We start from the raw sequence: 20,059 nt of genomic DNA, 5'->3' as shown, positions 1-20,059 counted from the left end.
GGGGAGATGACGACGTATTCGGCAACGACGGCAACGACAAGCTTTTCGGTCAGAATGGGGCGGACACCCTCGATGGGGGGACCGACGACGACACCCTGTTGGGGGGGAACGATGACGATTTACTCATTGGGGGGTCCGGAAACGATCGCCTCAATGGCGGTCTCGAAAACGACACCCTCATTGGGGTAGACGAAAGTTCCACCCGTCCCGGCCTGGGAGAGCGAGATGTTCTGCGGGGTCAAAATGGTGCGGATTTATTCGTCCTGGGCAATGCTGCCACTGCCTTCTACGACGACGATGGCACAACCGTTGCCGATGGAAACGTCAGTCGGGGGGTGATTCGAGATTTCGAGGTGGGGGTAGACCTCATTCAACTCCACGGCAGTGCTGGGGATTACCTATTGCGGGAAACGACCAGCGGCAATACCAAGATTTTCTACCAACCCGATGGTGAGGTGCGGGATTTGATTGGCATCGTTCGCGATACCACCGGTCTGGATTTATCTGATAGTTTCACCTTCGGGTTTGTGGGATAGCAGACTGCTCGCGGAAATCGCTGAACCCCTTACCAATAGAAGATTTCAAGGATTGTTGGGCGGATTTCCCAATCACTCTAATGAAAGGGAAAATCTCCCCAGCTCTAAAGAAAGTCAAGCAAAATCAACAAGGAAAACACAACGATGACAAGTGCAATTAATTTATCCGACCTCAACGGCAGCAACGGCTTCATCCTCAACGGCCTCGATTTTGGTGACCGATCGGGCTACTCCGTTAGCAGCGCGGGGGATGTGAACGGCGACGGCTTCGATGACATCATTATCGGGGCAAATATTGCCGACCCCAATGGTAATCTTGATGCCGGAGAAAGCTACGTGGTCTTCGGCAAAAGTGGGGGGTTCTCTTCGAGTTTGGACCTATCGAGTCTCGACGGCAGCAACGGCTTCACCATCAATGGCATCAATGCTTTTGACGTTTTGGGTGGTTCCGTCAGCAGCGCGGGGGATGTGAACGGCGACGGCTTCGACGACATCATTCTCGGGGCAACTGGTGCCGATCCTAATGGCAACGATAGTGCCGGACAAAGCTACGTCGTCTTCGGCAAAAGTGGAGGGTTCTCGTCAAGTTTGGAATTGTCTGCCCTTGACGGCAGCAACGGCTTCACCATCAACGGCTTCGATGGGGGGGACCGTTCGGGTCGTTCCGTCAGCAGCGCCGGAGATGTGAACGGCGACGGCTTCGATGACATTATTATCGGGGCATCAAGTGCCGACCCCAATGACAATGGTAGTGCAGGACAAAGCTATGTCGTCTTCGGCACGAGTGGGGGAGTCTCATCAAGTTTGGACTTATCGAGTCTCGACGGCAGCAACGGCTTCATCCTCAACGGCATTGATTCTGCTGACTTTTCGGGGAATTCCGTCAGTAGCGCGGGGGATGTGAACGGTGACGGCTTCGACGACATTATTATCGGGGCATATGGTGCCGACCCCAATGGCAACGAGCGTGCTGGAGAAAGTTACGTCGTCTTCGGCAAAAGTGGAGGGTTCGCGGCCAGTTTGGACTTATCGAGTCTCGACGGCAGCAACGGTTTCACCATCAATGGCATTGATGTTTTTGACTTTTCGGGTTTTGCCGTCAGCAGTGCGGGAGATGTCAACGGCGACGGCTTCGACGACATCATTATTGGGGCACGTGTTGCTGACCCCAATGGCAACGCTCAGGCTGGAGAAAGTTACGTCGTCTTCGGCAAAAGTGGGGGTTTCTCTTCGAGTTTGGACTTATCGAGTCTCGACGGCAGCAACGGTTTCACCATCAATGGCATCGATACTTATGACTATTCGGGTCGTTCCGTCAGCAGCGCGGGAGATGTGAACGGCGACGGCTTCGACGATCTCATTATCGGGGCAGATGGTGCCGGCCCCAATGGCAATAGTTATGCCGGAGAAAGTTACGTGGTTTTCGGCTCTAGTGGGGGTTTCTCTTCGAGTTTGGACTTATCGAGTCTCGACGGCAGCAACGGTTTTATCCTCAACGGCATTGATACTGGTGACTATTCGGGTCGTTCCGTCAGCAGCGCGGGAGATGTCAACGGTGACGGCTTCGATGACATCATTATCGGGGCAATTTATGCTGCCCCCAATGGCAACTATGGTGCCGGAGAAAGCTACGTAGTCTTTGGTGCTGAGTTTTTCGTCACCCCAGGGGATGACGAGCGCACCTTAAACGCCAACAACAACACTCTCGATGCCTTGGCGGGTAACGATACCATCCGCGCGCGCGGGGGAGATGACGACGTATTCGGCAACGACGGCAACGACAAGCTTTTCGGTCAGAATGGGGCGGACACCCTCGATGGGGGGACCGACGACGACACCCTGTTGGGGGGGAACGATGACGATTTACTCATTGGCGGGTCCGGAAACGATCGCCTCAATGGCGGTCTCGAAAACGACACCCTCATTGGAGTCGACGAAACGGCGGCGAGTCCGGGTCTGGGAGAGCGAGATGTTCTGCGGGGTCAACAGGGTGCTGATTTATTCGTTCTGGGCAATGGCACTACGGTCTTCTACGACGACGATGGCATAACCGTGGCCGATGGAAACGTCAGTCGGGGGGTGATTCGAGATTTTGAGGTGGGGATAGACGAGATTCAACTCCACGGGAATGCTGGGGATTACGTATTGCGGGAAACGGCAAGCGGCAATACCAATATTTTCTACCAACCCGACGGGGAGGTGCGGGATTTGATTGGCATCGTTCGCAATACCACCGGACTTGATTTATCCGATAGTTCCACCTTCGGGTTTGTGGGATAGCAGATTGCTCGTGGAAATCAACCAAACCCTCCCTCAACATGGGGGGTTTGCCCGTTTTGGCAAGAAGCTCGCGCTGTACCGTTAGATCGAGTTTGGTTAAACACTTATAATTCTGGTGAAAGCGATCGACGCTAGCTCTCGGGAGCGTGTGGGAGCACAGGGAGAGTATGGGAGAAGAGATTCAGCGCAATCGCAGCAATTGTAACGAATTATCCGAACTTGATATTATGATGATTCAACCCAATTTGAGACGATCGCTGGGTTCGCAATTCGCCAGGTTGGCACAGCAAGGTCGGTGGGGTTGGCTGGGAGTCGCGATCTTATAGCCGTCGCCACGACCGGCGCGGACAACACCGGATAATTGTGTCATTAACCCGCGCTCGATTTTTCCCCCCCTGCCTCCGATGCCCCCTTCGCCCCCCTTTCCCACCTTCACAAGTGTCCTAATGACGATGGCGGTTGCGATACTGCTGCCTGCGTGTACCGAGAATCAGCCCCCAACGGCTTCAGTTGGGAGAATCGCGGCCATTTCCTCGAAGCCAACCTGGGCTTTCGATCCGCCTCCCGATACCTACAGCGATGAAGCCCTGCTGGATTTACGATCGCTCAACGAAACCGTCGCCGGGGAATCCGGCTTCGTTCGCCTGTCCTCAGACGGGGAGGATTTTGCCAAAGGCAATGGCACCCCAATTCGCTTCTGGGCGGTTAACTCCACGGTTTGGAAGCAGGGACCGGAGGCCCTGGCCGACCACGCCCGATTCCTCGCCAAGCGGGGGGTGAACGCCGTTCGCTGGCACGGTCAAATTCATCCCAAAACCGAAGACTCTCAGTTAGCGGATATCGATGAAGGCGCGCGGGAAAAACTGTGGCAGTTGGTGGCGGCAATGAAAAAAGAGGGTATCTACACGACGATTTCCCCCTACTACGCCCAAACCGTCAAATCGCAGCCGAATTGGGGAACTCCCCGCGACAGCAAAGATCTGCAGGGATTGCTGTTTTTCGATCCTGAAGTTCAGGAAGCCTATAAAAGCTGGCTGCGGGCTATTTTCGAGCCGGTAAATCCCTATACGGGGGTCGCCCTCAAGGACGAACCGGCTGTGGCGATCGTTCAGTTGCAAAACGAAGATTCGCTGCTATTTTGGACGGTGAATAACATTCAAGGTCGCGATTTGGAGTTGTTCGCAGGGCAATTCGCTCAGTGGCTGGAAGCGAAATACGGTTCTCTAGCCGAGGCATCCCAGGCGTGGCAAGGAATTGAGTTAGAGGGAGACGATTTCGATCGAGGAACAGTTGCGTTCTATCCGTTGAGCGAAATGACTCGTGCGGGACAACCCAACACCGGAAAAGGGAAGCGTTTGGCCGACCAAACCCAGTTTTGGACCCAAACCATGGGCGAGTTCAATCGAGAAATGGTGCGTTTCCTGCGAGAAGAGATCGGCGTTAAACAACTCATCAACGCCGGTAACTGGAAAACGGCCGATCCCGTCCGACTCAACGATGCCGAACGCTATTCCTACACGCCGGCAGAAGTTATCGGTGTCAATCGTTACTATAACGGCGGCTTTCACGAAGGGAAACATCGGGGTTGGGCGATCGTCAATGGAGACAAGTTCGCCGATCGATCCGTTCTCTTCCATCCCGACAAATTCCCCCTGAATATCAAGCAAGTCAGCGGACATGCGACGATCGTTCCGGAAAGTTCTTGGGTTCCCCCCCTCGGCTACCAATCGGAAGGTCCGTTTTTGGTAAGCGCGTTTCAGTCTCTTGGGGGGGTGGACGGACTGTATTGGTTTTCTATCCGGGAACCCCAGTGGCAGCAACCGGCCTCTGCCAACAGATTGTTGCCTTCCATCGGCAAGTGGGTCGTCAATACGCCCGAACTGCTGGGGAATTTCCCGGCAGCAGCTTTGATGTACCGTCGCGGCTATCTCCAAGAAGGGCAGCCAGTGGTGCGGGAACAACGCAGCCTCGAGGATTTGTGGAACCGCCGTCCGCCCCAGATTTCGGAAACTCGCAGCTTCGATCCCAACCGCGATCGAACCCCAGAACGCGATCGAACTCAAGAACGAACGACCGTGCATCCCCTGGCGTTTTTAGTGGGACCGGTGGAAGTGGAATACGATGGTGACCCCGCAGCCAGCGAGGCGATCGACTTTCAAGGGTATATCGATGAAAATGCCCAGATTCTGCGATCGATTACCGATGAGGTGGTTTGGGACTACGGCAAGGGGATTTGTACGGTAGATGCCCCCAAAGCTCAGGGGGCTACGGGATTCCTCGATCGAGAATCACAAATCGAGCTGACGGACGTCACCATTGTTTCGGGTAACGAATACGCAACGGCTTTAGTCGTTTCCGTCGATGACAAACCGATTTCCCAATCCGAGAATATTCTAGTCCAGGTGGGGACGATCGCCCGACCCACGGAATGGAAGCAGCGCCAAGTCACCTGGGAAGATAATAAGGGACGAGAACGACAGGGTTTTGAGGTGGTCGACTACGGCAGTGCGCCCTGGCAAATCATTGAAAACGATTTGACGTTGAGGATCGATAACTCCAAGATCGATCGCGCGATCGTTTTGGATGCCAACGGGATGGCAACGGGAGAAATCGAATTAACTCGCGAAGGCGATCTCGTTCGCATTTCGATGCCGGTAGATGCGAAATACTTGATGTTGAAATCGGGAAGTTAATAGACGCCATGTGCAACTTAATTCTCCAAAATCCTCTCGCACGGGGGGAAGGGGGAAGAGGGAAGGGGAAAAAAGGGATAAGTCTACTCGCTCACCATATGGCGCGCGCAAAAAGAGCGCACACCGCGTAAATAGGGTACTAGATATTGTTCGTTTCTGCCCAATTTTTGAGTTCTTCCAAAAAGCCGAGCGCCGTTGTGCCAAAATCCGTGAGTTGATACGTAACTGCAATAGGCCGATCGCTGACAACCTCGCGGTTCACTAAGCCTGCTGCTTCCATTTCGCGGAGTCGCTGCGTCACCATCTTTTTGCTCGCACCTCCGAGTTGACGCGCTAAATCATTGAAGCGTACTGGACCATCTTTAAGATGCCAGAGAATCGATCCTTTCCATTTTCCGCCCAAAACTCTCATGCCCCGTTCGATCGGGCAGGGTTCTAGACACGGCTTCACGGCATGCTTGCGACCTTGTTTATCAATGTCGATCTCTAACAACCTTCCCATAAAAGTGTGGTTACTAAAAGTAAACTAGTTGACTCTCGTGACTGGTCTGACTATGTTAAGTCATGTCAGCCGCAAATGTCATGAAGTCTGCCTTGTCTTGAGCTTTCCTATCGTGTTTATTTTCTAGCTCTGAGGAGGAAACCCCGATGCCGACCCCCGAGATCCATCTCTACACCGCTTCCACCATGAATGGCTGGAAACCTGTCATTTTTCTCGAAGAAGCCGAGATCGAATATGACTTAACCTATATCGACTTTGGGAAAAAGGAGCAAAAGTCCGATTGGTATATGCGGCTCAATCCCAATGGCCGTATTCCGACAATTGTCGATCGCGGCAATGAAGATTTTGTTGTTTTTGAATCCGGTGCAATTCTTTGGTATTTAGCGCAGAAATACCAGAAGTTTCTGCCCACAGGTGAAAAGGCGAAATCGCAAGCGTTGCAATGGCTGATGTTTCAAATGTCTGGTATTGGTCCCATGATGGGCCAAGCGATGTACTTTCAGCGCATCGCGGCCCCTAAAGGCAACGAAGACCCCTATGCCATCGATCGCTATGTGAAGGAGTCTCGACGGTTGCTAGAGGTTCTCGATAAGCAACTGACCGGTAAAGCCTATATATTAGGCGACGATTTCACCATTGTTGATATCGCCACCTATCCTTGGGCGCGGTCTTACCCTTGGGCCAAGGTTTCAGTAGAAGGGCTCGAGAACTTGAAAGCTTGGTTCGATCGCATCGATGCTCGCCCGGCCACCCAAAAGGCTCTCACCATTCCCAAACCTTTTCCTGCATTCTTTGGCAAAGGCGATGAAGCTGCTTCCCAAGCTGAAAATGCCTCTCGTTTCTAACCCTGAAGTTGCGATCTTGTCCTACCCCAATCCCCCTATTCTGAATTAATTAACGTGAATTCGGGTTAAGACACAGCCGGAAATAGCGACCCCCGGAGAAGTTCGAGCGGTCTGGGGGTTCGAGATCGTGTTGGGACGGACTCGAATCTATAGCTGTAGCCACATTGGTTAGGACGCTACTTGCTTGAGAACAGCTTCCATTGCATCGCGTAAACTCTCTGAATGATTTAACCGTTTGCGAATCCGACTTCCCGGCCATGCCCAGCACAAATCAGATGCGATTCAGGTCGGGGGAATAGGGAGGCAAATACACGACCTGACACCCAGCAGACTCAATTAATTGGGCAATCCGACCGCCATGATGAAAAGTGGCATTATCGATAATTACCCACTCACCCGGACGTAAAACAGGAATCAAGCAAGTTTCTAGCCAAATTTCAAATACCGTGCGATTACAAGCTCCCTCAATCGTAAAAGGTGCAATTAATTGACGATCGCGATAGCCAGCAATCATATTAATGCGTCCCTGCCTCCGACCCGATTTGAGATCGTAGAACCTGTCCCCACTTGGTGCATACCCATAACCATAATTGTCTCGTTCATCCATACCCGACTCATCGACATAAACTAGGTGAGGAGCTGTTGGGTCTCCTAGTTGTTCTCGGAAAGCAGCTCGTTTGGCTTCGTCTCGTTGGGAATACCCATACGTTTTTTTTTCCGGGTCAAACCAATTTTTTGTAATGCCCGTGAAATCGTGCGCTGACTCATCTCCCCTTCCCATAACTGTGCCATTTGGGTTTGAGTTTTGTCCCCATGAGTGTTGACAAAAGTCCTAAACTTCTCCCAATCCTGGATACGGTGATTCTGCCGGGACACTGACCTGGGTTTGGGCTTCACATCGCCCGTTTCAGCTTTGCGCGCTCCACCACAAATTAATCGTATTGCGACTGATATTGAACAGTTGACTGGCCTCACTTTTCTTGAGACCGTTTAACTCAATCGCTTCTATGACTTTTCGCCGGAAGTCATTACTGTAGGGTTTCGCCATCACAACTCAGTAGCAAGAATCAGAATACTCTTAGTCTATGTCCTAACCAAGATGGCTACAGCTATAGCACACCACACTAGAGTCAATCTCTTCTTCGGGTGAGGGGGAAACTCCATTCCCCATTCCCCGTTCCCCATTCCCTATTCCCCACCTTCACCGGAAACTGCCTTATCCCGAACTGACGTTAATTAAAAAAGAGGCGTTCCGGCTGCAAACAGCCGCGATCGCCCCTCCAGGATATTCGATAAATCGCCAATAGACGAGATCGCCTTAATAGGCATCCTGAATCTCGAAAAAGTCTGGGGAAATATAATCTTTTCGCAAGGGCCAACCCACCCAATCTTCGGGCATCAGCAGCCGCTTGAGATTGGGGTGTCCTTCGTAGACGATCCCGAACATATCGTAGGATTCCCGTTCTTGCCAGTCGGCCGCTTTCCAAATCCAGTACACCGAAGGGACAGTCGGGTTCTCCCGAGGTAGAAACACCTTCAGGCGAACTTCTTCAGGTTTGACGGCATTATCGCTGACCTTAATCAGGTGGTAGAAACTCACCAACTCGCCGCCGGGTCCGGTATCGTAGGCGCCCTGACATTGAAGGTAGTTAAATCCGTAGGCATATAAAGCCGTCGAAATGGGAATCAAGAAGTTGGGTTCGACTTTAATCGTTTCCACGCCGCTGGCATCTAATTCCAGGGCTTCGCTTTCAAAGCCATTTTCAGCCAACCATCCATAGACTTTACCCGTAGGGATGGGTTTGGTTTCCGTTACCGACTCCGTGGGTTTAGAATCTTCAGCCACGATTTGCCTCCTCGGTTGCTGCTGCTTGAAGTGCGGGAGGAATTGGCATTCCGATGGCGTCCGTCAATTCCTTCGGTGGCGTTTGCCGACTCACAGAACGAACGTACTCGCCAGTCAAAATCGGATCGACGGCCTTCATTTTGTGAGAAACCGTGTGATAGCGGTGAGTTTGTTGGAACTGCCCCCGTTCTTGCACCGATTCGTTGGCCACTTTTTTGCGTAACTTGATAATGGCATCGATAATGGCTTCCGGTCGGGGAGGACAGCCGGGAATGTACACGTCCACCGGCAGTAACTTATCCACACCGCGTACCGTCGTCGGAGAATCGACACTGAACATGCCTCCGGTAATGGTACAAGCGCCCATGGCAATCACGTACTTGGGATTGGGCATCTGTTCGTAAACCCGCACCACGGCAGGTGCCATTTTCATCGTAATCGTACCGGCCGTGATGATTAAATCCGCCTGTCGGGGGCTGTTCCGGGGGACGAGACCGAAGCGATCGAAATCGAATCGAGAACCGATGAGCGCCGCAAATTCGATAAAGCAGCAAGCCGTGCCGTACATCATCGGCCACAGACTCGACAGCCGGGCCCAGTTATAGAGATCGTCTACCGTCGTCAGAATCAGATTTTCCGAGAGTTCTTGGGTAATTTCCGGCCGTCCGATCGGATTTGATAGGGGTTTGTCTGGGGTCGCCAGTGGTGTGTTTTCGCTCATGACCATTCTAAAGCGCCTTTGCGCCATGCATAAACTAGGGCTACCACCAAGATGGTGATGAAGATGAGGGCTTCGATAAAAGCAAGGAGTCCGAGTCGGTGAAATGCTACTGCCCAGGGATATAGAAACACCGTCTCCACATCAAAAATCACGAACACCAGGGCGAACATATAGTAGCGGATGTTGAACTGAATCCAAGCACCGCCAATGGGTTCCATCCCCGATTCGTAGGTGGTGTTTCGTTCGAGACCCATACTTTTGGGCCGCAGGAGCTTCGATGCACTCAGGGCCAAAATTGGCACGAGACTGCATAAGATGAGGAAGCCTAGAAAGTATTCGTAACCGCTGAGAACAAACAAAATATGTAATGACCGTATAGGTTTAACAGCGTATCTTTACTTATAGTTACAGAAAATCGCGATAAAGCCCACCCTCGTGTTGAAGGGACAATAACCCTCGAGAACTCGGTGTGAAGAAAAGATCCACAATCGATGGTGAATGTTTGTCCTTTCCATCTTTCCCATGGTTACAATCTCCTCACTTTGCAGAGGAAGTTGCCATGAAATCGGACTAGATGTGTGGCACTTTAACCCCTTATCAGGCTATATCAGTAGGGTAGGGGACATTACGCAGAGGTCGCGCGAGCGCTCGCTAATATATAAGTCTGCGATCGTTTCTCTCTATTCCCAAAACTCAGTTTCTATGCAATCTCACCTTGGGACGATTTCACCCATGTCTACTTTATCCGTCGAAGCGGCGATCGATCCCCACCCCGTAACCGTTCCTCCGGATATCTCGATCGAGGAAGCGCTCGCCCGCATGAGTCCCATGAGAATGGCCTGTTCTCGATCGCGTAACGGTACGTCCGAGCGCCCAAATCGAGCTGACGAGACCTCTGGGAATTATGTCTGCGTTGTTGAAGGAGAGCGGCTGCTTGGGGTGCTTGCCGAACGAGATATCCTGCGCAGTTTTTCCCAAGATGAGACCTTGGAAAAGTCGATGGTGGTCCAGAGGCTCGACGAGCGTCCGATCGTGGTGGAAGAATCGGAGTGTCAGGATTTATTTGGGATCGTTAACTTAATCTACCAGCATCGTCTGCGTCACCTACCTATCGTCGCAGACGGGGGCAAACTCCGGGGTGTGGTGACGACCGATCGCATTTGTCAGGCTCTCAAACCCCTCAATCTTTTTGAGTGGCGACGGGTAGAAGAGGTGATGAGTTCTCCCGTACTGCAAGCAGATGGTACGGCTTCGGTATGGGAAGTGACCCAGCTCGTCGTCGAGCATCGGATGAGTTGCGTTGCGATCGAAGGCGCCACGGACTCCAATGGGGGATCGCGCTCCCCGAGTCTCGTCACCGAAACGGATCTGGTTCAATTTCTGAGCTTGGGACTCGATGCGAAGGCAGTCCAGGTGCAAACCATTAGCAATCGACCCCGCAGCGTCCTGCGAGTGGGAGATTCCCTGCAACGTGCTTACGAGCGCATGGAGCAAGATCGGGTTCGGCAAGCGATCGTCCTCGATCGCGCAGACGAGCTCATTGGCATCGTCACCCAACGAGATTTGGTCCGCGCTCTGGCCCCTTCGCAACTCTACAGCACGATCGATGGCTTGCATCGCCAAATCCACAGCCTGCAAGCGGAAAAAGCGGCGTTGTTGGAGCGCCACAACCAGGAACTCGAACAAGAAGACGATAAATTTACGCTGCTCAACGAGAGATTGCAGCACGAAATTGAAGAACGCCAACTGGCTCAAGCCGCCCAAAAAGCCAGCGACAACCTGGCGCGGACGACCTTCGATCGAGCCGCGGTCAGTATGTTTCACGCTCGCATCGACGGTCAGATCGTCCGCTCTAACGGTCAGTTTTGTAATTTACTCGGTTTCACCCCACCTCAACTCCAGGGGAAATCCTTCTTCGAGTTGCTGCATCCAGAGGATCCCCCACTCAATCCCAAATGGCTCGAGCCTTTACTCAATGGCAAACGGACTAAGGCGTTCAAGGAGCTGCGCTTCTTGCACAGTAGCGGTTCCGAGCTGTGGGTCGAATTAAACTTGTCGGTGGTTCCCAACGGGGTGGGGGAGCCAGAATACCTAATTGGCGTCGTCGAAGATATTAGCGATCGCAAATATGGAGAAGCCTTACTTCAAGATAGCGAGGAACGCTTTCACGCCATCTTCGAGCAAGCTGCGGTGGGGATGGAAATTTGTACCTTAGAAGGGCGATTTTTTCGACTGAATCAAAAATTTTGCGACATTGTCGGATACAACCGCATCGAACTTTTAGAATATACCGTTGGCGATATCACCCACCCCGACGATCGACAAAAAAGTCAAGAGTCGATGCGTCAGTTACTCGAAGGGGAAATTGAATACTATTTGATGGACAAGCGCTACATCTGTAAAGATGGCTCGAGCGTTTGGGTGAGCGTGATGCTGTCCCTGATGCGAGAATCGACGGGGGAACCAAAATATTTTATTGGCATCGTTCAAGATATCGACGCTCGCAAGCAAGCAGAAGTCGCTCTCAAAGAAAGCGAACGTCGATTTCGCTCCATGTTTGAAAGTCACAAATCGATTATGCTCCTCATCGAGCCGGATTATGGTGCGATTATCGATGCCAACCACGCCGCTGAAGATTTTTACGGCCAAAGTCAAGATGAGTTATGTCGGTTAACCATTTTTGACCTCCATCATCTCTCCCGACAGCAAGTGGAACAGGAGATGAAAAAAGCCAAGCTCGAATTGCAAAATTCTTTTGTCGTGCCCCATAAAAAAAGTGGGGGTGAGATGCGATGGGTGGAAGGCTTTTCGAGTCCGATCGAATATCACGGCAAGCAACTCTTATTTTCGATTCTTCACGATATTACCGATCGCAAACAAGCCGAAGAAGCCCTGCGAGATAGCCAACGGTTCGTCCAGCAAATTGCCGACTCAACCCCGAATATTCTCTATATCTACGATTTACTCGATCGTCGTCATATCTACGTCAATCACGAAATTATTACCATTCTGGGATATACGCCCGATGAGTTTCAAAATGTAGATGCCGAAACCCTCAAAGAAGCCATATATCCGGAAGACTATCCTCGATTTTTAAACCACCTGCAAAAATTCGATTTAGCCAAAGTCGAAGATGTCTTCGAGCTAGAATTGCGGATGCAACACGCCAACGGTCAATGGCGGTGGCTGTACCGAAAAGATACCCTCTTCAATCGAAATTCCGATGGGAAAGCCCAGCAAATTTTGGGAACGGCAACGGATATTACCGAACGCAAGCAGATGGAAGATCGCTTGCAGCACGCCAATCAAGAACTCCAAGATTCTGTAAACCAACTGCAACTTTGGAATGATGAAATGAGACTGTTGGGCAAGATGAGCGATTTCCTCCAAGCTTGCCTGACGGTTGAAGAGGCTTATACTGCCATGTCCGATCTGCTGCAACCCCTCTTTCCCGATTGTTCCGGTGGGATTTTCGTTCTCGATACCATGTCCAACTTAGTGGAAATCGTATCTCACTGGGGAGATCTGCTCTACAGTAAAACCCTCTTTACCCCCAATGAATGTTGGGCTCTGCGGCGAGGGTTACTCCACGAAGCCGAGCAAAATAGCCCCAATTTATTCTGCAAACACATTCACCGCGATCCCCTACCGGCTGAATCCCTTTGCGTACCGATGATGGCTCAAGGGGAAATCATGGGATTGCTCTATTTGAGTTCCGATGAAGCGGGACGATTGCCAGAAGCCAAACATCAACTCGCCCGTACGGTATCGGAACATCTTTCCCTGGCACTGGCGAACCTCAAACTGCGGGAAACCCTGCACAATCAAAGCATTCGCGATCCCCTGACGGGTTTGTTCAACCGACGCTATATGGAGGAGTCTCTCCAGCAAGAACTTCATCGGGCGAATCGCGGCAATTACCCCTTGGGTATTGCCATGGTTGACGTGGACCATTTCAAAAAATATAACGATACGTGGGGTCACGAAGCCGGAGATATCGTCTTACGAGAATTGGCGAGCTTTTTACAGCAAAATATCCGCGTCTCGGATATTGCCTGTCGCTATGGCGGAGAGGAATTGACGTTAATTTTTCCGGGGATGGATTTGGATGAAACCCGCAAACGGGCCGAGCAGTTGTGTCGAGAAATCGCACAACTCAAACTCCATTATCAAGACCAACCCCTGGGCACGATTACAATTTCGTTGGGGATCGCGTGTTTCCCCGAACATGGAAGAACTGGGGAAGCATTGGTACAACGGGCGGATGCCTCGCTTTATCGGGCGAAGGCTGAGGGGAGAAATCGAGTGGTTGGCTAGGGTCTGTCATCCGTTAGCCGTAGGTATAATGCCAGTTCGGGTTAAGGATTGTCCAGAGGTGGCGCGGTGAGGTGGATTCGCCTCATGTGTGGAAGGGGAGCTGTCCACATGGGGGAAAATTTTTCAACGGAGGCAGTTCTATGAGATTCCATTCCCCCTACACCCCACACCCCACACCCCACACCCCATCCTCATCGAAAACTGTTATCCGTTAGCCGTAGGTATAGCAGTCGCGCCTACCTAGCGCGGACATCGGTGAAGGAGTGCAGGGGGAGAAATACTCCAGACCACCGCCATCCAATGAGTTGACGTTGTTGAGGTTTTCAATTTGGACTAAAGTGAAGGAATGCCAAAGCCTCATCGACCGTCAAGTTACCGGTTCGTTATCCTCTGCGTCCTACTGCTGCTGACCGGATGCGGACTGCTGCAAACTCCGATCCGCGATCCCCTCCAGGGACGTTGTGAATGTCCCTACGATCTCGATCGCGCCGGACAAACCTGCGGGGAGAAATCATCCTATTCCCGACCGGGAGGCGATCGCCCGGTTTGCTACGTGGGAGAGGGATCGGCCCCATCGGCGAGCCAGAAGAACCTCGCCCTGGGCAACCCCAGCAATGCCAACTCCAGAGATCCCAACAACTATTTGACAGTCAAACCCCAATACGCCCTCGCCTACAATCGCAGCACGGGGACGGCGAACTGGGCCAGCTGGCATCTCGATCGCCTTTGGCTGGGTCGGGCCGATCGGCAAAACGATTTTCGTCCGGACGAAACCCTACCTTCCGATTGGTATCGGGTTAGAGAGAGCGACTATCGCGGTTCGGGATACGATCGCGGACATCTGGTCCCTTCAGCCGATCGCACCCGCAGCAAGGCTGATAACAGCGCCACGTTTTTGATGACCAACATGATTCCCCAGCACCCGGACAATAACCGAGAAGTGTGGCGGGAATTGGAGGAATATTGCCGGGATCTGGTAGCTGAGGGGAAAGAACTCTACATCGTGGCTGGACCTGAAGGTCGTCAGGAAACGATCGCCCGGGGAAAGGTGGTCGCACCCCAATATACTTGGAAGGCGATCGTGGTTCTCGATCGAGCAGGAGTTGCCGTCACGGAAAATACCCGCACCATCGCCGTGAGAATTCCCAATTCCGCAGACGTGGCGAATCGCCGATGGCAGGATTATCTAGTGTCCATCGACGAGATCGAAGCCGCCACGGGATACGATTTGTTCTCGAAAGTCCCCCGTAACGTTCAGGCGATCGTGGAAAGTCGGGTTGATGGCGGATTTTAACGGTTATAGCCGCTCGAGATCGTATCGTTACAAGGTTTTCTGGTTCGGGAACCGGGGAATGGGGAATGGGGCATCGAAAAAGTCGATTCGATCGAGCGTGTCAATAAACTATGGCGAAGGGATCGAATCGGACGATCGAATCACCTTCAAGCCGATGCTGCCATTTGATCGCGCCAACACTCACTCGCGATCGCCCAGTCTTCTTGGGTATGCACCACCAGGATTCGTACCGGAGACTCCGCTGTGGCAATATCGGCATCTACGGGGTCGGCTGCGTTTTGGCTTGGGTCTAAATAGACTCCCAAGAATGTTAACCCAGCACAGGTGGCTTCCCGGAGGGCGACCGAACGTTCCCCGACCCCGGCGGTAAACACCAAAGCATCCACGCCGCCAAGGCTGGCGACCATCGCCCCAATCCCCGTTCGCAGTCGGTGGACGTACATCTCAAAGGCAAGTTTCGCGCGATCGTCTCCGGTTTCGAGGGCCGCTAATACATCTCGCATATCTCCAGAAGCCTCGAAAATTCCCTTTAATCCCGACTCTCGGTTGAAAAGTCGATCGAGTTCGTCGACGCTCAACCCGGCTTCCCGCATCAAGTAAATCCCGATCGCCGGATCGATCGAACCGCAGCGAGTTCCCATCATCAGCCCTTCGAGGGGGGTAAATCCCATGGTGGTATTGATGCTGATGCCGCCATCGACAGCCGCGAGGGATGCGCCGTTTCCCAGATGGCAGGTAATGAGTTTGAGGGTATGGAGGGGACGCTGGAGAATTTGGGCAGCCCGATTCGAGCAATATTGATGGCTGATGCCGTGGAAACCGTAGCGACGAATGCCGCGATCGAACCACTTGTAGGGAATGGGATAGGCGGCGGCAGCGGCGGGAATTTGACTGTGGAAAGCGGTATCGAAAACGGCGATTTGGGGGATCGCTGGTAGTAATTCCTCGATGGCTTCGATGCCTTCGAGGTGCGCCGGATTATGAGATGGGGCCAGGGGAATCAGTCGGGCGATGGTTTCTTTGACGGCTGGGGAAATTGGAGTCGATTGGCTGTACTCCGTGCCTCCGTGAACCACCCGATGTCCGACGATATCGATTTCTTGGAGGTTGCTCAGAACGGCAGTATCTCCCTGGGTCAGGGTCTCGAGGAGTTGGGCGAGGGCGATCGATCGCGAATCGGTGGCGAGGGTCGTTTGGGATTTGCAACCGTTAGCTTTGACACTCAGTTCGGCAACGTTGGCAGATTTTCCCCAGTCGATGGTTCCTTCCCATAAGGGGTCTGGCGGTGACTCGGGCAGCGTTGCACCCAATATGTCGTACAGGCAACTTTTTTGGGTGCTGGACCCGGCATTGAGAACGAGAATTTTCATGGCGAGTCTGATCGATTTGCAAGTGTTCGAGCGGGACTGATGCGGGCTATTTTTTGCGGTTTAAAACTCTATAGTGCTGCGTCGTTTAAATTTTTTTTACCACAGTTAATCGTCCAATCGGCAGTTTTCGAACTGGATTTTAACCTTTTCGATCGCGATCCCACTCCACATCTTAACCAACTGAGTTCTATTTTTATCAAAACATCTAGCAATTATTGATATTTTATAGATTATATTTGATTGGAAATTTGACGATCTTCATCGAGCGCTCGAACGTCCACTTTCAATCAGCGATCCCACCTAATATTTCAATAAATCTAGGAACAAAAAAGAGAGGAGGAGATAATAAATTGATGATTTTTGCATAGATATTGTCTGAATTTTTGATTCGATCGCCTATATCTAATAGACTCGCGATCTCGATACAGACGAATGCTTTGCATCTCGTTTGCGACGCTAGCATGTAGACCGTTTTAATCCGTCTAACATAATAGCATTTTATACAAAAACTGTTTCGCGCTCGCATTTCAGTGGCAAGCGCGATCGCAACCCCTTCAAGGCGTATGTGCCAAGGGAGGTCGCGCTCGAGCTGACGGCTGAATGGTGACGTGACTACCCAAAATTTTGGATGGATCGATATTACGATATTAACAAAAAAATCTTTCGGACGACGATGTTGAGATTAAGAAATAGAGCCGTTATCCGGAGTGACAGCTAATTTAGTTTCTGTATCAGAAATAACTCAAAGTTTTGCTCGGATGGCTAACGGACTCTAAATAAAATATAAAAAAAATACCGACGGATATGAAATCCGATTTTAATAGAGTGAAAGGTACAAAAAATATTGATTTTCTGACAAGTTCTCACCAAAACAAAGAACCGTAGATTGACGAGTCTTTTGGGCAGATATTACCGCTTTTTTCCTCAAAATTACGATATTGCCCCTCGCTATCTATCGCAATCTGACTGATAACCGCAAGACCCTCGTGCTTTCACGTCCCGAGATATTTGAACGTCAATTCGACGAAGAGATTGTTCTTAATCTCATGGATGCGATCGCGCGCGGTCGTACACCGTCAATGTTCTTAACCTAACCCAAAATTCAGATTTCCATGACACAAGCTCCTTTTCAACCCATTGGAACCACCCAAACCCTATCCCCCGAAGAGCTGCGGCTGATGGATGCCTACTGGCGGGCCTGCAACTACCTCGCCGTGGGGATGATTTATTTGCGCGATAATCCCCTCCTCAAAGAACCCCTGACCACCGAACACGTCAAAAATCGCCTCTTGGGTCACTGGGGAGCCTCTCCAGCCTTGAGTTTCAGCTACATTCACCTCAATCGGCTGATTAACAAATACGATCTCAACGCCATCTTCATGGCCGGTCCCGGACACGGTGCGCCGGGGGTCATCGGCCCGGTGTACCTCGAAGGAACCTATTCGGAAGTCTACCCCGATAAAAGCGAAGACGAAGAGGGGATGAAAAAGCTCTTCCGCTGGTTCTCCTTCCCCGGCGGCATCGGCAGCCACTGCACCCCCGAACTCCCCGGTTCCATCCACGAGGGAGGGGAATTGGGTTACAGTCTCTCCCACGCCTACGGGGCCGCCTTCGACAATCCCGATTTGCTCGTGGCCTGCGTCGTCGGGGATGGGGAAGCGGAAACCGGTCCCCTCGCAACGGCGTGGCACTCGAATAAATTCCTCAACCCCATACGGGACGGGGCCGTCCTGCCGATTCTCAACCTGAACGGCTACAAGATTGCCAATCCCTCCATCCTGGCGCGAATTTCCGAGTCGGAACTCGAAAACCTCTTCCGGGGCTACGGCTACACCCCCTACATCGTGGAAGGGGACGATCCCCAACTGATGCACCAGCAAATGGCAACGGCGATGGAGGAGTGCATCAGCCAGATTCGTTCCATCCAAGCTGAAGCCCGCAGTACGGGGGAGGCCAAGCGTCCCCGGTGGCCGATGCTTATCCTGCGCGCCCCCAAAGGGTGGACGGGACCGAAAACCGTAGACGGGCACAAAACCGAAGGCTTTTGGCGATCGCACCAAGTGCCCATGGGGGGAATGCACAAAAACCCCGAACACTTGCAAATGCTCGAAACCTGGCTCAAAAGCTACAAACCCGAGGAACTTTTCGACGAAAACGGCACGTTGATGGCCCAAATCAAAGCCATCGCCCCCAAAGGCTTGCGCCGGATGAGCGACAATCCCGTGGCCAACGGCGGTCGGGTGCGCAAGGAACTGCGGATGCCCGAATTCTGTGACTTTGCCGTCGACGTGCCCGCCCCCGCGACGGTGGAAGTGGAAAATACCCGCATTCTGGGGCATTTCCTGCGGGACGTGATGCGAGGCAATATGGAAAATTTCCGGGTGTTCGGACCGGATGAAACCGCCTCCAACCGCCTCCAATCCATTTACGAAGTCAGTAAAAAGGCGTGGATGGGAGACTACCTTCCCGAAGATGAGGATGGTAGCGAAATGGCCCAAGACGGACGGGTGATGGAAATGCTCAGCGAGCATACCCTGCAAGGTTGGCTGGAGGGCTATCTCCTCTCGGGCCGCCACGGATTCTTCCACACCTACGAAGCCTTCGCCCACGTGGTGGACTCGATGTTCAACCAACACGCTAAATGGCTGGACATCTGTAAAAAAGAGGTGCCCTGGCGCGCCCCGGTGTCGTCTCTGAATATTCTCCTGTCTTCCCTGGTGTGGCGGCAAGACCACAACGGCTTCAGCCACCAAGATCCCGGCTACATCGATTTGGCGGTCAACAAGAGTCCCGAAGTGGTGCGGGTGTACTTCCCCCCCGATGCCAACTGCCTGCTGTCGGTAGCCGACCACTGCCTCCGGAGTCGGGATTACATCAACATCATCGTCTCCGACAAGCAGAAGCACTTGCAGTATTTAAGCATGGAGGAGGCGATCGCCCACTGCACCAAGGGCATCGGCATTTGGGAATGGGCCAGCAACGACGATTGCGGCAAAGACCCCGACGAACCGGATGTCATCATGGCTTGCTGTGGCGATATTCCCACCATGGAATCCCTCGCCGCCACCGCCATTTTGCGGGAGGAATTCCCCGAGTTGCGGGTGCGGTTTATCAACGTCGTCGATTTGCTGACGCTGATGCCGGAACGGGAACATCCCCACGGTTTATCGAATTGCGATTTCGATACTCTCTTTACTCCCGATAAACCGGTGATTTTCAACTTCCACGGCTACCCCTGGCTCATCCACAAGTTAACCTACCGGCGCACCAACCAAGAACGCATCCACGTTCGCGGGTATAAGGAAGAGGGCAATATTAATACGCCGCTGGAGTTGGCGATCGAAAACCAAATCGATCGGTTTAACTTGGTCATCGATGTCATCGATCGGGTTCCCCAACTGGGGTCTCGCGCCGCCTACGTCAAAGAGCGGATGAAGAATAGCATCATCGAACATACCAATTATGCCTTCGAGCACGGTCTAGACAAACCCGAAATTCGCAACTGGACCTGGCCGTACTAGGTTGTTGCTGGTGGGGCTTGGGGGAGAGGGAGGACGCGGTGACGCGGTGACGCGGTGACGCGGTGACGCGGTGATAGGGGGATAAGGAAGAGGAGAATTATTCAATGAACCATTCCCCGTTCCCCATTCCCCGT

Annotated in this window: 13 protein-coding genes and 1 pseudogene; 7 read left to right on the top strand and 7 right to left on the bottom strand. The window is 52.4% G+C overall.

Translation table 11 applies throughout. The annotated features are described in order from the left end of the window. A partial coding sequence (locus AC2215_RS20170; RefSeq protein WP_486811802.1) for a calcium-binding protein occupies window positions 1-536 on the top strand: 536 nt, incomplete at its 5' end. Between the two features lie 144 nt (window positions 537-680). Next, window positions 681-2,816 (top strand): hypothetical protein, encoded by a 2,136-nt coding sequence (locus AC2215_RS20165; protein ID WP_486811801.1) that lies wholly within the window; start codon window positions 681-683, stop codon window positions 2,814-2,816. A gap of 235 nt (window positions 2,817-3,051) precedes the next feature. Here AC2215_RS20165 and AC2215_RS20160 read toward each other — a convergent pair whose 3' ends face one another. Beyond that, on the bottom strand, window positions 3,052-3,186 hold the full coding sequence (locus AC2215_RS20160; protein WP_486811800.1) for a hypothetical protein: 135 nt from the start codon (window positions 3,184-3,186) through the stop codon (window positions 3,052-3,054). 82 nt (window positions 3,187-3,268) lie between these two features. On the opposite strand from AC2215_RS20160, the gene AC2215_RS20155 reads away from it, so the two are divergent. Then, window positions 3,269-5,509 (top strand): hypothetical protein, encoded by a 2,241-nt coding sequence (locus AC2215_RS20155; protein ID WP_486811799.1) that lies wholly within the window; start codon window positions 3,269-3,271, stop codon window positions 5,507-5,509. A 139-nt stretch (window positions 5,510-5,648) separates the two neighbouring features. Here AC2215_RS20155 and AC2215_RS20150 read toward each other — a convergent pair whose 3' ends face one another. Continuing rightward, window positions 5,649-6,011, bottom strand: coding sequence for a winged helix-turn-helix transcriptional regulator (locus tag AC2215_RS20150; protein WP_486811798.1), 363 nt, complete (start codon window positions 6,009-6,011; stop codon window positions 5,649-5,651). 146 nt (window positions 6,012-6,157) lie between these two features. Here AC2215_RS20150 and AC2215_RS20145 point away from each other — a divergent pair, with 146 nt between their 5' ends. Then, entirely contained in the window at window positions 6,158-6,856 is a 699-nt protein-coding gene (locus AC2215_RS20145) for a glutathione S-transferase family protein (protein ID WP_486811797.1), read from the top strand. 168 nt (window positions 6,857-7,024) lie between these two features. Here the strand turns inward: AC2215_RS20145 and AC2215_RS20140 are convergent. The 4 genes and pseudogenes from AC2215_RS20140 to ndhC all read right to left on the bottom strand — a co-directional run bounded on the left by AC2215_RS20140 (window position 7,025) and on the right by ndhC (window position 9,782). Continuing rightward, a pseudogene (locus AC2215_RS20140) lies at window positions 7,025-7,904 on the bottom strand (IS630 family transposase). Window positions 7,905-8,174: 270 nt separating this feature from the next. After that, window positions 8,175-8,702 carry an NAD(P)H-quinone oxidoreductase subunit J gene (locus tag AC2215_RS20135; protein WP_486811796.1) on the bottom strand — a complete coding sequence of 176 codons (528 nt, stop codon included), beginning with the start codon at window positions 8,700-8,702 and terminating at the stop codon, window positions 8,175-8,177. Next, window positions 8,695-9,429, bottom strand: a complete 735-nt coding sequence (locus AC2215_RS20130; RefSeq protein ID WP_486811795.1) for an NADH dehydrogenase subunit K — start codon at window positions 9,427-9,429, stop codon at window positions 8,695-8,697. The genes AC2215_RS20135 and AC2215_RS20130 overlap by 8 nt, the downstream gene beginning before the upstream one ends. Further along, window positions 9,420-9,782 (bottom strand): photosynthetic/respiratory NAD(P)H-quinone oxidoreductase subunit C, encoded by a 363-nt coding sequence (gene ndhC / locus AC2215_RS20125; RefSeq protein WP_486811794.1) that lies wholly within the window; start codon window positions 9,780-9,782, stop codon window positions 9,420-9,422. The genes AC2215_RS20130 and ndhC overlap by 10 nt, the downstream gene beginning before the upstream one ends. Window positions 9,783-10,155: 373 nt before the next feature. Here ndhC and AC2215_RS20120 point away from each other — a divergent pair, with 373 nt between their 5' ends. Next, entirely contained in the window at window positions 10,156-13,740 is a 3,585-nt protein-coding gene (locus AC2215_RS20120; protein WP_486811793.1) for a PAS domain S-box protein, read from the top strand. Window positions 13,741-14,086: 346 nt separating this feature from the next. Beyond that, entirely contained in the window at window positions 14,087-15,034 is a 948-nt protein-coding gene (locus tag AC2215_RS20115) for a DNA/RNA non-specific endonuclease (RefSeq protein WP_486811792.1), read from the top strand. A gap of 146 nt (window positions 15,035-15,180) precedes the next feature. Here AC2215_RS20115 and AC2215_RS20110 read toward each other — a convergent pair whose 3' ends face one another. After that, window positions 15,181-16,404: an acetate kinase gene (locus tag AC2215_RS20110; protein WP_486811791.1), complete on the bottom strand. Its 1,224-nt coding sequence runs from the start codon at window positions 16,402-16,404 to the stop codon at window positions 15,181-15,183. 1,112 nt (window positions 16,405-17,516) lie between these two features. On the opposite strand from AC2215_RS20110, the gene AC2215_RS20105 reads away from it, so the two are divergent. After that, entirely contained in the window at window positions 17,517-19,925 is a 2,409-nt protein-coding gene (locus tag AC2215_RS20105; RefSeq protein ID WP_486811790.1) for a phosphoketolase family protein, read from the top strand. Window positions 19,926-20,059: the final 134 nt, after the last annotated feature.

The sequence above is a fragment of the Zarconia sp. genome (assembly GCF_057467645.1).
This window is presented reverse-complemented; position numbering and strand designations above follow the sequence as displayed.